General features: G+C 45.9%; 11 protein-coding genes and 1 riboswitch. Of the genes, 7 read left to right on the forward strand and 4 right to left on the reverse strand.

The window, feature by feature from the left end:
- The first annotated feature begins 65 nt into the window (after positions 1-65).
- Positions 66-2723 (forward strand): alpha-amylase family glycosyl hydrolase, encoded by a 2658-nt coding sequence (locus R7E42_RS05240; protein WP_318072399.1) that lies wholly within the window; start codon positions 66-68, stop codon positions 2721-2723.
- 84 nt (positions 2724-2807) lie between these two features.
- Here the strand turns inward: R7E42_RS05240 and R7E42_RS05245 are convergent, their stop codons facing one another.
- Complete coding sequence (locus R7E42_RS05245; RefSeq protein WP_005484191.1) at positions 2808-3965, reverse strand: D-alanyl-D-alanine carboxypeptidase family protein; 1158 nt, start codon at positions 3963-3965, stop codon at positions 2808-2810.
- Between the two features lie 210 nt (positions 3966-4175).
- Here R7E42_RS05245 and R7E42_RS05250 point away from each other — a divergent pair, with 210 nt between their 5' ends.
- Together R7E42_RS05250 and R7E42_RS05255 are read left to right on the forward strand one after the other, a co-directional pair.
- Positions 4176-5471 (forward strand): alpha/beta fold hydrolase, encoded by a 1296-nt coding sequence (locus tag R7E42_RS05250; protein ID WP_318072400.1) that lies wholly within the window; start codon positions 4176-4178, stop codon positions 5469-5471.
- Between the two features lie 463 nt (positions 5472-5934).
- Complete coding sequence (locus R7E42_RS05255) at positions 5935-6915, forward strand: rhodanese-related sulfurtransferase (RefSeq protein ID WP_017634441.1); 981 nt, start codon at positions 5935-5937, stop codon at positions 6913-6915.
- A 68-nt stretch (positions 6916-6983) separates the two neighbouring features.
- Here the strand turns inward: R7E42_RS05255 and R7E42_RS05260 are convergent, their stop codons facing one another.
- Positions 6984-7289 (reverse strand): DUF6482 family protein, encoded by a 306-nt coding sequence (locus R7E42_RS05260; protein WP_017634442.1) that lies wholly within the window; start codon positions 7287-7289, stop codon positions 6984-6986.
- Positions 7290-7397: 108 nt separating this feature from the next.
- Here R7E42_RS05260 and R7E42_RS05265 point away from each other — a divergent pair, with 108 nt between their 5' ends.
- The 3 genes from R7E42_RS05265 to gbpA all read left to right on the forward strand — a co-directional run bounded on the left by R7E42_RS05265 (position 7398) and on the right by gbpA (position 11395).
- Positions 7398-8879, forward strand: a complete 1482-nt coding sequence (locus R7E42_RS05265; RefSeq protein WP_170893945.1) for a cryptochrome/deoxyribodipyrimidine photo-lyase family protein — start codon at positions 7398-7400, stop codon at positions 8877-8879.
- Positions 8880-8959: 80 nt separating this feature from the next.
- Positions 8960-9460 carry a fasciclin domain-containing protein gene (locus tag R7E42_RS05270; RefSeq protein ID WP_318072401.1) on the forward strand — a complete coding sequence of 167 codons (501 nt, stop codon included), beginning with the start codon at positions 8960-8962 and terminating at the stop codon, positions 9458-9460.
- A gap of 272 nt (positions 9461-9732) precedes the next feature.
- Positions 9733-9833, forward strand: a riboswitch (cyclic di-GMP riboswitch).
- A gap of 98 nt (positions 9834-9931) precedes the next feature.
- On the forward strand, positions 9932-11395 hold the full coding sequence (gene gbpA / locus R7E42_RS05275) for an N-acetylglucosamine-binding protein GbpA (RefSeq protein ID WP_318072402.1): 1464 nt from the start codon (positions 9932-9934) through the stop codon (positions 11393-11395).
- 52 nt (positions 11396-11447) lie between these two features.
- On the opposite strand, the gene R7E42_RS05280 is transcribed toward gbpA, so the two are convergent.
- Complete coding sequence (locus R7E42_RS05280) at positions 11448-12320, reverse strand: patatin family protein (protein WP_318072403.1); 873 nt, start codon at positions 12318-12320, stop codon at positions 11448-11450.
- Positions 12321-12510: 190 nt separating this feature from the next.
- The gene (locus tag R7E42_RS05285; protein ID WP_005374889.1) at positions 12511-13152 is read right to left on the reverse strand and encodes a MarC family protein; all 642 of its coding nucleotides are present in this window, start codon (positions 13150-13152) and stop codon (positions 12511-12513) included.
- A 194-nt stretch (positions 13153-13346) separates the two neighbouring features.
- On the opposite strand from R7E42_RS05285, the gene nfsA reads away from it, so the two are divergent.
- Positions 13347-14069: an oxygen-insensitive NADPH nitroreductase gene (nfsA, locus tag R7E42_RS05290; RefSeq protein WP_054728823.1), complete on the forward strand. Its 723-nt coding sequence runs from the start codon at positions 13347-13349 to the stop codon at positions 14067-14069.
- Positions 14070-14138: the final 69 nt, after the last annotated feature.

The following is a 14138-nucleotide window of genomic DNA, read 5'->3' on the forward strand; positions in this document are numbered from 1 at the left end:
GACACTCTCAATTTCAAACCTTTGCTTTATCGTTTCTGCATTGCTGCATAACGGAGGCAAAAACTGTGTTTGAAACTCTACCTAACCCAATGAATAAAATAAAAATACTTCCTTTAGCGATCGCTCTTGCTCTTTCTGGCTGTGGAAGCGACGAAACCACACCAGTCGATACAGGCAGCCACGTGGCATCTCCTGATTGGCAAGATCAAATCATTTACTTCCTGATGATCGACCGTTTTAACGACGGCGACAGCGCTCTTAATGATCAAGGGCAAAACGAATTCGATCCGACTTCGGATAAAAAATTTAGCGGCGGCGACCTCGTTGGTGTGAGTGATAAGTTAAGCTACATCGAAGATCTCGGTGCCACATCGATCTGGATTACTCCGCCAGTGGCAAACCAATGGTGGGATGCAGAACAAAACTACGGCGGCTACCACGGGTACTGGGCGCGCGATTTCCAAAAAGTGGATGAGCACTTTGGTGACATGGAAAGCTACCAAGCGTTAGCACGCGAAGTGCATGCGCGTAACATGTTCTTAATTCAGGACATCGTGACCAACCATGTAGGCAACTTCTTCACCTACGATGATCCTTACAGTTATGATCCAAGCCTACCTTGCCAAGGCTTCCGTTTGATTAAAGATACACTACCCGCCGGGCAAGAACTGCCGTACCCACTCAACATGAACGAGTGTAAAACAGACGGCACAGGCAGCTACCACTGGACACCAACCATCACCGACCACAACGATCCGGTACAAGAAAAAACCTGGCAGCTCTCTGATTTGGATGACCTTAATACGTCCGATCCTGAAGTACGCGCTTATCTAAAAGAGAGCTACCGAAAATGGATTCGCGAAGTCGGCGTCGACGGATTCCGTATCGATACGGTGAAGTTTGTTGAGCACGATTTCTGGAACGACTTCCTGCACGCCGACGATGGTGTGATGACTCAAGCGGTTGATACCGGTCGCGATAACTTCCTGACCTTTGGTGAAGTATTCGAAACATCGACGCCTTACCACACCGAAGGCGAAGAGAAGATGCTGACTTACATCGGTGAAAGTGGCTCGCCGAAACAGCTAACCTCGGTACTGAACTTCCCATTGCAAGCGACCATGACGCGCGTATTTGCATCAGGGCAACCGACCGACTATTTACGTTTCCGTCTTGAGAAAATGATCGACATGTTCCCAAATCCATACATCATGCCGAACTTCATTGATAACCACGATATGCCACGTTTTCTATCGCAAGGCAGTGTCAACGATATGAAGCAAGCTCTGATCACAATGATGGCGGTACCGGGCATCCCTGTGATTTACCAAGGTACAGAGCAAGCGATGTCAGCGGCGCGTGATGCGATGTTCGCCGGAGGGTACCGTGAAGATGGCAACTACGTAGACTCATTCGACCAAAACAGCGAGATGTACTTGTTCATCCAAGAGCTTGCTAAGTTACGTACCGAAAACAAAGTCATGACACGCGGCGAAATGAAAGTCATTGGCAGCGATAAAGCTGGTGCAGGTGTGTTCGCCTTTACCCGCACTTTGGATAACGACGAAGTCTTAGTGGTAATGAACACATCTAACTCCCCAATGTTGATGAACCAACTCGATGTAGAGCAAGCGGGCGGCACCGTCTTCCAACAACAAATCATGTCGAATTGGGCGGACGCTCCAGAGCAGTTAATCGCCGATGAAAACGGTCACGTAACCCTTGAGTTGCCAGCCAAGTCAGCAGTGATTTACTCAAAAACAAGCAGCAATCAATCTGTAGATACCCCAGACCTCAACATCCAACTAGCGCAGGATTGGGAAGGACAAACCATCACTGGTGATATTGTTATCGCGGGTAGTGCGAACGCCAACGAGAAGTTGAACCTCGTCGTCGATGGTAACTTGGAAACAGCGCAAACCATTACTGTAGGTGCTGATGGTCAGTTTAGTGTCACGCTGTCGACTCGTCATTTTGCGATTGGCGAGCAACAGCACCGCTTCGCGATTTATTCCACCGAGAAAAAAGCAGGCATCGAGGACGTGAATTTTGTCTCCAACCTAAGCTGGTCAAACACGCCGGACGACACCATTGATGATGCGGGCGATGCACAAGACGGCGTGGGCGGCCCTAATGGCAACTACTCATTACCAACGGATCCAACGTTCGACAAAGACAACAGCCAACTCGCGATCAACAAAGCAGAAGTGTTTACCGTTGGCAGTAACGTACGTTTGACCTTCACTATGGACAAAATCACCGACACTTGGTTGCCACCAAACGGTTTCGACCACGTGGGTTTCACCATCTTTATTGATTTACCGGAAGAAGCCGCAACCAACTTGTCTGAGCTACCGAAGATCAACGCTTCTATGCCAAACGGAACCTGGAGTCGCAATGCGGTTGTTTTTGGCTGGCAAAGCTCGATTTACAACACCAAAAGAGCAAATGCGACGACATGGGGAGAAGCCGTAACGCCAGCACCAATGGTCACGGTAGACAAAGCCAACAACACCATTTCGATGGACTTTGCTAGCGATGCACTAGGCCGCCCAGATTCGCTCGATGGTATCCGCTTCTATGTCACGACTTGGGACTTAGACGGCCTTTCGGCAACTTACCGTCCGCTAGAACAAGACAAAGGCCCTTGGAACTTCTCCGGTGGCGCATCGGGTGAAAGTAAGATTTGGGACGATTTACCAATCATCACCTTGTCGGAATAAACCGTTAAACAAAACACCGCCCAGCGTTTAGCTGGACGGCCATCAACAAAAAAATGCAGAAAGACACTTCTGCTCGTTTTTATTCTAGTTAAAGAACGATTTCACCCACAGCACCAGACTGTCCCAAAGCTGACCGAACCACGAGCCCTCTTCTACCGCTTGGCTGCTGACCAAGGGATAACTCGCCACGGTACTGTCATCGCTTTTCCAAACGACCTTACCAATCTCGTCTCCTTGCGCGATCGGCGCAATCAACGGTTCATTTAACACCACACTCTTATCAAGCCCAGCCGTCATTGAACGAGGCAGAGTGAGATAGGCATCTTTAGCGAAGATCGCTTCAACTTGATTAGCATTTCCCTTCCAAACGCGAACTTTAGACTCAACTTCCCCCTGTTTAGCAACTTGCTTGGTGTCATAAAAGCGAAAACCATAGCTGAGTAGATTCTTCGATTGGCTGATCCTAGCCTGTTTACTTGGCGTACCCATCACCACCGAGATAAGGCGCATTCTTCCTTCTTTGGCCGAGCTCACCAAGCTGTATCCAGCATTGCTGGTGTAGCCGGTTTTGCCCCCGTCGACATCAATGGAATTGTCCCATAACAACTTATTGCGGTTGTACTGCGTAATGTCGTTCCACTTGAAGACTTTCTCACTGTATAGCGCGTACACATCAGGAACATCGCTGATGATCGACTGCATGAGTTTTGCCATATCGGTTGGTGAGGTTTGGATGCCATCACTATCAAGACCATGGGAGTTCACAAAATAGGTGTCTTGCAGTCCTAATTTCTCCGCCCAACCATTCATCAAGGCGACAAAGCCGCGTTCACTGCCTGCAACATGCTCAGCCAGTGCAACGCACGCATCATTTCCTGATTGGATGATCACGCCGCGCATTAAGTTCGCAACACTAATTTCATCTTTCGGTTTGATGAACATTTTAGAAGAACCGGGAAACTTGGCCGACCACGCGTTTTCGCTCACGGTGACAACATCATCCCATTTCAAACGCCCCGCTTTGATTTCTTGTCCAACTACATAAGCGGTCATCAACTTGGTTAAACTCGCCGGAGCAAGGCCTGCTCGCCCGTTATGCTCGGCAATAATGGCACCGGATTGAAAGTCCATTAATACGTAGCCTTTTGCCTGTAACTGAGGTGGGTTGGGCGTAACAACGGCAAAAGTAGGTACGCTTATTAAACAAGTCACAATTGTCCATCGAGCCAGTGACACTTTCATCCGACTTCCTCCATGCTCTTACTTTGTCGCAACTCTATTGAGCATAGCTCACTCAACCAGTTGCACCAGTCGCTAATCGTTTCATTTTCTTGAACTTACATTGATTTGACCAAGGTATAGAACTGAAGAGGCAATTGGGAAATAGCATTGGTTCTTCGCGCCATTCGCAGTAAAGTAGCGCTACCCCTCAATAAGGAAATAAAGATAACAATGAACGCTCAATCATTTATCGACGCAGGATTGCATTACACTCCCCACAGTTTTACCGTTCCTCTGGATTACCAAGACGCGAGCAAAGGCACCATTGAAGTCTTCGCCCGTGCGGTTTGCCTAGTTGGCGATGAAGAATCGACCAAACCTTGGTTGGTTTACTTTCAGGGCGGACCTGGCTTTCCCTCTCCGCGTCAAAACGGCAATAACGGCTGGGTAAAACGCGCACTGCAAGAGTACCGAGTTTTGCTCCTCGACCAGCGCGGTACGGGCAATAGTTCGGTGATTAATCATCAGACTCTGGCTCATTTCACACCGCAGCAACAAGCAGACTACTTAAGCCACTTCCGCGCAGACAACATTGTTCGTGATGCGGAATACATTCGTGAGCAATTTGGCGTCGAAAAATGGGCGATCTTAGGTCAAAGCTTTGGTGGGTTTTGCTCCCTCACCTATTTGTCTTTGTTCCCAGACAGCTTGCTACAAAGCTACATCACAGGTGGCGTGCCATCAGTCTCGCGTCATGCCGACGATGTGTATGAAGCCACCTTCAAACGCACCATGGAGAAAAACCAAGCGTTCTTCCAACAATTTCCCAATGCGCAACAACTTTGCCAAAACATTGCGAATCACTTGCTGGAAAACGAAGAGTACCTACCAAATGGTCAACGCTTCACGGTGGAGCAATTTCAACAAATCGGCATCAACTTTGGTGTGAGTGATACTTTCTTGCCAACTTACTATTGGCTAGAAAGCGCGTTGATTGAAGTGGACGGCAAACCACAACTTCGCTATGAGTTCTTGAACGATATGTTGGCGCAGCAAAACTTCCAAACCAACCCGATCTACGCCATTTTGCATGAATCGATTTACTGCCAAGGCTTTGCGTCGAATTGGAGTGCGCACCGTGTTCGCCAAACCCGAACAGAGTTTAATTATGAACCTGGCCAGCCATTTTACTTTACGGGGGAAATGGTCTTCCCGTGGATGTTCGACCAATACGTCAACCTTAAACCACTAAAAGACGCCGCAGAAATATTGGCCGCGAAAGACGATTGGGCTGCGCTGTACGATCAAACTCAACTGGCTCAAAATAAAGTGCCTGTCAGTTGCGCCGTTTACGCCGATGATATGTTTGTTGAAATGGATATCAGCCGAGAGACGCTCGCGTTAATCCCAAATTCAAAAGCGTGGATCACCAACGAGTACGAGCACAACGGTTTGCGTGCCGACGGTGAACGCATTCTCGACAGGCTCATTGCCATGGGCAAACAGACCGCAGCTACGTTGAAATAAGCACGGCAGAAATTAGAAATACGCCTTTTCAGTATGTGGTGAAAAGGCGTTTATAGCGGTTTATGAACAATGGCGATCAGTCATTCATTCTTTGTCCCTAAACCTTTATCCCTCACCACCTCATGTATAAAACTGCGACATGTCCTTTCCTTGTCAATGACTCCGGTGATTATTTGGTGCTTCTTGCGCCTAACTTTTTTGAAGGGCCTAAAACAGAATAACAACATAAATTTAAACCAAAAGTATCGGCCCCAACCTACCTAACTCACTATAATTAATGCTTATAATTTGAACACATAGCGGCTTCACCTGCGGACATGCTCCCCCTATCAAAGACCGCCAGGCCCCGCCTACTCATAATATCCGTATAATTTGTCCGTATTTCCGACTAGTTTAGTCAGGTATACTTCGTGCCGCTAAAATTTTAAGGTCGTTGACCACCTGTATTTTTAAAGGAAACCTCATGAGTCAGTATGTAGTTTGTGCGCTGTACAAGTTTGTTGAGCTGAATAACTATCAAGAGCTACGCGAGCCATTACTTGCGTTGATGGAAAAACACCATATTCGCGGAACATTACTACTGGCAAGTGAAGGTATCAACGGTACTGTTGCATCTGATCGTGCAGGTATTGATACGCTACTGGAGTGGCTAAACAACGAACCTCGTTTGACTGGCACCGTATACAAAGAGTCGTATTCTGAGACCCAGCCATTCAATCGCACCAAAGTGAAACTGAAAAAAGAGATCGTAACATTAGGTGTTGAAGGTATAGACCCTCGCCACGTAGTGGGGACTTACGTGAAACCTCAAGAGTGGAACGATCTTATTGCTGATCCTGAAGTGTTTGTTGTCGATACACGTAATGATTACGAAATCGAGATCGGGACATTCAAAGGCGCTGTAAACCCAAATACTGAAACCTTTCGTGAATTCCCAGACTATGTAAAAGAAAACATGGACCCGGCAAAACACAAGAAAGTTGCGATGTTCTGTACCGGTGGTATCCGCTGCGAAAAATCAACGGCTTACATGAAAGAACAGGGCTTTGATGAGGTCTACCACCTAGAAGGCGGCATTCTTAAATATCTTGAAGAAGTTCCTCAAGAAGAGAGCATGTGGGAAGGCGATTGTTACGTATTTGACGGGCGTGTTGCAGTGAACCACCAGCTAGAAAAAGCAGATTACGATTTATGTAACGCTTGTCGTCTACCGATCACTGAAGAAGACAAACAGTCAGAATTGTTCGAGCAAGGCGTGAGCTGTCCAAAATGTCACGGCACACACTCAGAAGAACAAATTGCTCGATTCCGCGAGCGTGAAAAACAAATTGTTCTTGCAGAGCAGCGAGGCGAGCAGCATGTTGGTGGTGAAAGTGCCAAGCAAAGAGAAGCCCGACGTGCCGCTAAGTACGCGCAAAAAGAAGCGCAGCGTAAACAAGACTAAGCCTAACTCTCCTTATATTTAGCGAGCTGCCGTAAGGTGGCTCGCTTTTACTGCGCACCAATACTCTTTCAATACAATTTTGTATCCCTCACCAATACCTCTAGTTGATTGTCTCTTTTGCCTTCGGGTAGCCCCACCATTTCATCATAAGCACTTTGATGCACTAGAACCTGCTTATTTGCTTTGATATTCCTGCACTTCTTTTGCATCTCGATCAGGGAATGAGCCCTCAAAAAGATACCGTTGTCATCAGTGATAAATTGCGCTTCTCCATCAATCACGACAGATGCCTGGTACAATGCGAGATCAAGCGAATGAATGACCAATTTGTCTACATAGAAGTATTTTTGTAACTTACTCAATGCTATTGCCATGTGTCACCTCCCTAAAAGTTACCTCTACGTTTTGTGGAATAAAACCGATCATTGGATGAGATTTCTTCGGTTTACTTGCGTACAACATCGGAAACAAAGAGGATTCCGATGCAAACAATCAATGTCGTGTGGTTAAAGCGAGATTTAAGGCTGACTGACCATCAACCACTAACTCAAGCATTATCAACAAAGCACCCAACTGTGCTTTTGTATATTGTTGAACCATTGCTATTGAACAACCCACACTATTCTGAGCGCCACTGGCGATTTGTTTGGCAATCACTGCAAGACATGGATGAGACGCTCAAAGCGTATGGGCATCGAATCACGGTGCTGTTTGACGATGCCTTAGCATGTTTTCAATCAATTCAAGCGCAATATCAAATCAACGCTGTTTTTTCTCACCAAGAAATAGGACTCAACTGCACCTTTGAGCGCGACAAACAAGTTGCCGCTTGGCTGTATGAGCAGAACATCGACTGGTTTGAGTTCGAACACGGTGCTGTTATCAGAGGTGCAAAAAACCGGCAAGGTTGGGACAAACATTGGGACTCTGTCATGAGAGCCTCAATAAGCCCTATTGAGCTCCAAACCGACTTATTGCATTCATTGGATGCAGAAGCTCTCGGCTGTTCGTTTTCGCCACCATCATCCTGGCTATCAAAATGCAAAGGAATGCAAACGGGAGGAAGCCGGCTCGCTTGGAAAACACTAGAGGACTTTTTCCATCGTCGAGGTCGTGATTACTATCGAAGCATTTCTAGTCCCACAGCCTCACGCACAGCCTGTACTCGACTTTCTCCATATCTCGCTTGGGGTAACATATCCTTGCGTGAAGTTTATCAATACCTTTTGAAACACTGGCAAGTCGCTGGGTTTCGTCGCAGCTTAATTGCATTGTCTTCACGGCTTCATTGGCACTGTCACTTCATCCAAAAATTCGAATCGGAATACGACATGGAGTTTTACTGCGTTAATCGGGCTTACGAACCATTGATTAAACAAAGTAGTACTTTCGATGAAGAAAAGTTAGCAGCATGGAAATCCGGGCATACTGGCGTACCTTTGATTGATGCCTGCATGCGCTGTTTGCACCACACTGGTTACATTAACTTTCGCATGCGTGCCATGCTGGTTAGCTTTCTTACTCACCACATGAACATGAATTGGCGAGTAGGTGTAACGCATTTAGCGCAACTGTTTCTCGACTTTGAGCCCGGAATTCATTACCCACAATTCCAAATGCAAGCAGGAGTAACCGGGACTAACACAATCCGTATTTATAATCCGATCAAGCAAGCCCAAGAACATGATCCTGACGGCACGTTCATCTACAAGTGGGTACCTGAATTGCAAATGGTTCCTCCCCCTCTTTTATTCGAGCCTTGGACAATGACCCAGATGGAAGCTGTCATGTATCAGTTGCAGCCAGATAGCCGTTACCTTGCACCTATTATCACACCAGACAACGCAGCTAAGGCAGCAAGAGAGCGCTTATGGACGTGGCGGAAACGAGCCGATGTGAAACAAGAAGGCAGACGAATTCTTGCGCGACATGTTAGACCCTCAAAAGAAAGTAGGACGCGATGATCATCTCTCAATCACAATGCGTACAAATGCAAACACACTCCAGGGAACCCGTTGTACCCTCAACTAGTAAGGAACACATTATGTTCAAACGTATCTTAGTTATCGCGGCGACACTGATGGCGACGTTATCTTTTATGCTGCCCGTCAAGGCTCATGAGCATGGCATGATGAAAGCCGATATTGTCGACGTTGCCGCTGAAAATGGCTCTTTCAATACGCTTGTTGCTGCGGTGAAAGCAGCGGGCCTGGTTGACACTCTCAAAGGGGAAGGCCCATTTACTGTTTTTGCACCAACGGATGACGCTTTTGCAAAACTGCCAGACGGCACAGTCGACATGCTCTTAATGCCGGAAAACAAAGACAAGTTAGTAACTGTTTTGACTTATCACGTCGTCCCAGGGAAAGTGATGGCTGCCGATGTTGTTAAGCTAGACAAAGCGACTACGGTTCAGGGGCAAGATGTGATGATTAAAACCATGGGCGATAAAGTCATGGTTAACGATGCAAATGTCATTGCAACCGATGTGAAAGCTAAAAACGGTGTCATTCACGTGATTGATACTGTCATCATGCCGAAATAACACCATTCAAAGGGCGGTACACTCCGCCCTTTAGACAGAACTTCTTCCACCCTTAGCACGATTCCTCTCCACTTATCCCCAACAAACCTCCACTCATTCACCATGACTATAAAAAAGATAAAAACAAAATTAAAATCAATACCTTGCAAGACGACACTGCACAATATTGACGAGGTTAAGATATCGTTATCTTTCAATTTGAGAACAGGATTCCATGTCAGTGACGTTTACTTTTCCACATGTAAATTCTTAAGCTAAATTTTGGCTGCTCAATCACATTTCGGCAAACCATTCGAAAGGGTGGGACGCAAAGCTTCCGGTCTGTCAGCATTTAAAAATCTAAAAGAATGCTCATGATAGCGGGGTTACCATGACGCAGTGTTACAGAAGTCCAATTTCTGTAGCGTTGCTTTATGCTCAGCATGCGCCGGGGTGTGACACTAGTTTGTCAGCCATAACAGAGGACATGTGATGAAATCATTTCCAACCAAATCCGTACTCGCGTTAGCACTTGCAAGCATTAGCTCAGGTGCTGCGGCTCACGGTTATGTATCAGAAACCAATGGTGGTGTCGCTGCAAGTCGCTCGGCACTATGTAAGTATCCAACGCCAGATACTAACGAAAAAAATAATAACTGCGGTGCGATTCAATATGAACCGCAAAGCGTTGAAGGCCCTGATGGCTTTCCCGAAACAGGGCCTCGCGATGGTAAAATAGCGAGTGCCGAAACCGCTTTAGCAGCTGCCCTTGATGAGCAAACTGCCGACCGTTGGGTAAAACGCACTATTCAAGCAGGTACACAAACTTTTGAATGGACATTTACCGCTAACCACGTGACGCGCGACTGGAAATATTACATCACCAAGCCTGATTGGAACCCAAACGCTTCACTATCACGAGACTCTTTTGATCTAACTCCTTTCTGTGTCGTCGACGGCAATATGGTTCAACCCCCGAAACAGGTAAGCCATCAATGTAATGTGCCTACTCGCGAGGGATACCATGTCATCCTGGCAGTATGGGATGTTGGCGACACTGCAGCCTCATTTTATAACGTGATCGATGTGAAATTTGATGGTGACAGTCCCGTTATTCCAGATTGGAAGCAAGGCGGTCAAATTATTCCTACAATGGATTTAAATATTGGGGATTCGGTTTATACACGCGTATTTGATCAAGCAGGTGAAAACGTGGCGTATAGAACTGAACTAGAAATTACCGATGCAGCAATGGGCCAAGCGAAAAACTGGTCTTACGCACTCGCGACTAAGCTAAACCAAGAACAAACAAAACTGCAAGCCGGGCAGTATGCAGAGGATAAATTCACTCCTGTTTATGGTACTAATCCGGTGTATCTGCAAGCAAATAGCGGCCTTGAGCGAGTAGAGATCGGCTATAACATTGAAACTCCTGTTCCAGAATACTCACTCACAGTAGATGGCTTAGCAGACGAGTATATCATTGAGTCAACACCGACAACGTTGGATCTGACACTAACTGCTGAAGGCGATTTAAATGCAGAACTCACCGTTTACAATCACCATCGCGAACCACTTGCAAGTTGGGCAAACGAAATGAAAGACGGCTCGGTAGAAGCGATATCGCTCGCTTTAAGTAAATCGGAGCCGGGTCACCATATGCTCGTAACACGTATTAAGGATAAAGATGGCAACTTGGTGGTTCAGCAAACGCTCGACTTTCACTTAAAAGAAGATCCAGTAACGCCACCACCATCTGGTGAGTACGATTTTGTCTTCCCTGAAGGACTATCTAGCTACACGGCGGGCACAAAAGTGCTTGCCAGCGACGGGGGCATTTATCAATGTAAACCTTTCCCATACTCTGGTTACTGTATGCAGTGGAAAGAAAGCGCAAACCATTACGAGCCTGGAATAGGTTCACACTGGGAGATGGCTTGGGATAAAGTCAACTAAATCACCCTTTGAACGTTACGCAAAAGAGCCTCACTATGAGGCTCTTTTATAATCAAACGCAAAAATGACAATTTTCCCGGTCTAAACCATGAACACCAGATAAACTAGTGAGATGCGCTCGCCCCTCAATCAGCCCCATTTCATACCCTTCTAGTAAAACGGATTGTCGCATTGATAAGCGCTGAACATGAAAATTATCTGGTGGGGCAATTACCCTAACATGTGTTCCTGGTGGAGGGTTACGAATAAACTCTAATGATTGATTATAGTTATCTGCACGTCTTAACATCGCATCCGCCATTTTGGGGTGCTCCGCAAACAGTTTCTTCATCAGCCATGTGGTCTTAACTGGCTTTTTGGCATAATTCAGCGGGTGAGAGAGTACTACGGTTATGTCGCGAGCCCCTCGACGATAAGCCTCACGCACTGGTATAGAGTCAGCGACCCCACCATCGGTATAACAACCGCCAGAAAAACAAGGGGTATGCTTGTAGGCAATCGGCAATGCTGTTGTCGCTTCAATCGCATGGTGAAAATTATCACGTGTCACGCGATAGTAATCTGCTTGCCCTGTATCTACATTTGTTGTCGCTGCGAGAAAAGGAACGCCATTAAACAGTTTATTTTCATCGACGGGATACAAGCGATTAGATTCTTCAAACAGCCACTTCACATCAATGAGGTCCCCACCTTTAACGAAGCGAGTTGGGTCAAAAAAGCGTTTGCTTGTGGCCAGCTTAGTAATGACGTTAATACTGCGATGCGGGTAGTCGGTCAAATACCCAATCAAATTTGATGCACTAGCAGATACACCGATTGCAAAATCAAACGGTTTATAACTCTGCTCTAAAAACGCATCTAACACTCCGCTTGCGAAGACGCCTCGCATCGCGCCACCTTCTACTACAATTGCTTTTGTTGCCATATTTCCCCCATTCTCCTTGCCAAAAGAGTAATGAAATTCGTGCAATCACAACAATTGAATATTCTTATTATTGAAATAGGTGAAGTCTATTTATTTCTCTCTTAGAAAATGAAAACTAAAGTTCAAAAAATCCGTACCCGTTAGAAATGTAATTGCGGGCTTAACCAAGGTGGCAAGGTCTAAGAGAAATCTAGGAGAAAACCGTTTTATAGGCTTCGCCCGCGCCATCAATGAACATTTGAGTACCAATAACCGCTAGAATTAAGCCCATCATTTTAGTCACAACATTTAGAGCACTTGGTCCAACCGCTTTGACCAATTTGTCTCCAAATAAAAACAGTACATAGGTGATCACACAGAGGACAGCGAAAGAAACGATAGTAATAATGGTTTGATCGAAACCACCCGCTGTCGCAAAGTTCATCGCGGTAGCAATCGTTCCTGGCCCAGCTAATATTGGCATCGCCAGTGGAGACACTGCAATACTCAATGCCGCCCGTTGCTGAGCTGGTGAATACGCCTTCTCTTTGGTTTTCTGATGCGTCGAATCACCTTGAAGCATGTTAAAACCTATCAAAAACACCAAAATGCCGCCTGTTATTCGCAATGCATAAAGCGTGATACCAAACAAATCAAAAATTAACTTACCGGCAATAGAAAATATCGCGATGATAATAAATGCAATAAAAACCGAGCGGAGCGCAATGGAACGGATGGTTTCTTTATCTTCATCAGCAGTTAAACTCAAAAAGATGGGAATATTGGCGATAGGGTTCATGATGGCAAAGAAGCCCATAAACACCGTAACTGTATGAACAATGAGTTCTTTCATATTTTCCACTGCATTTAAATTATTGATTCTAAAAACAGTATATACGCTCTCAAACAGAACGAGTGGTGTATTCTCGATTCGTCTTCACACTTATGCACCAAGCATTGTTTTTCTTTTGAGATAGTTTACCGACTCATCAAATGTCGCTAAGGTGAGTCTTCAGCCTTTAACGTAACAGGGGATGTTAAGTCACCATGAACAGCACGATTCAAACAATTCTCAATCACCGCTCAATTCGAAAATTCACCTCACAACCGATTGAGAGCGAACAATTAGATGCCATTCTTCAAGCCGGCCTTGCGGCGTCCTCATCAAGCATGTTGCAAGTCGTTTCAATTATCCGCGTGACCGACAAAGAAAAACGTACGCTATTAGCTCAATATGCCGGAAATCAAGGGTACGTTGAAAGCGCGGCTGAGTTTTTGGTGTTTTGCATTGATTACCAACGCCACGCCAGTATCAACCCAGATGTTCAAGCTGACTTTACCGAGTTAACGCTAATAGGCGCTGTAGACTCGGGCATCATGGCACAAAATTGCTTGCTAGCGGCGGAGTCGATGGGACTAGGAGGTGTGTATATTGGTGGTTTACGAAACAATGCCCAAAAAGTAGACGAATTATTAGGTTTACCTAAAAATACCGCCATTTTGTTTGGTATGTGTCTTGGTCATCCAGATCAAGCCCCTGAAGTAAAACCTCGCCTACCTAAGCATGTCGTGGTGCATGAGAATCAGTATCAATATCTAAACTTGGATGATATTCAGACGTATGACCAAACTATGCGAAACTACTATGCAAACCGTTCGAGCAATCAAAAACAGAGTACTTGGTCACAAGAAGTCACCAGTAAACTGGCTGGCGAATCACGTCCGCACATCCTGCCTTACTTAAACAGAAAAGGGCTCACTAAAAGGTGATGACTACAATACTATAGGATCAAAAAAGGCCTCTGAAGAGGCCTTTAGAATTTATCAGCAAAAACTTGC

The organism is Vibrio sp. Vb1337 (assembly GCF_033338715.1).
Lineage (GTDB): Bacteria > Pseudomonadota > Gammaproteobacteria > Enterobacterales > Vibrionaceae > Vibrio > Vibrio alginolyticus.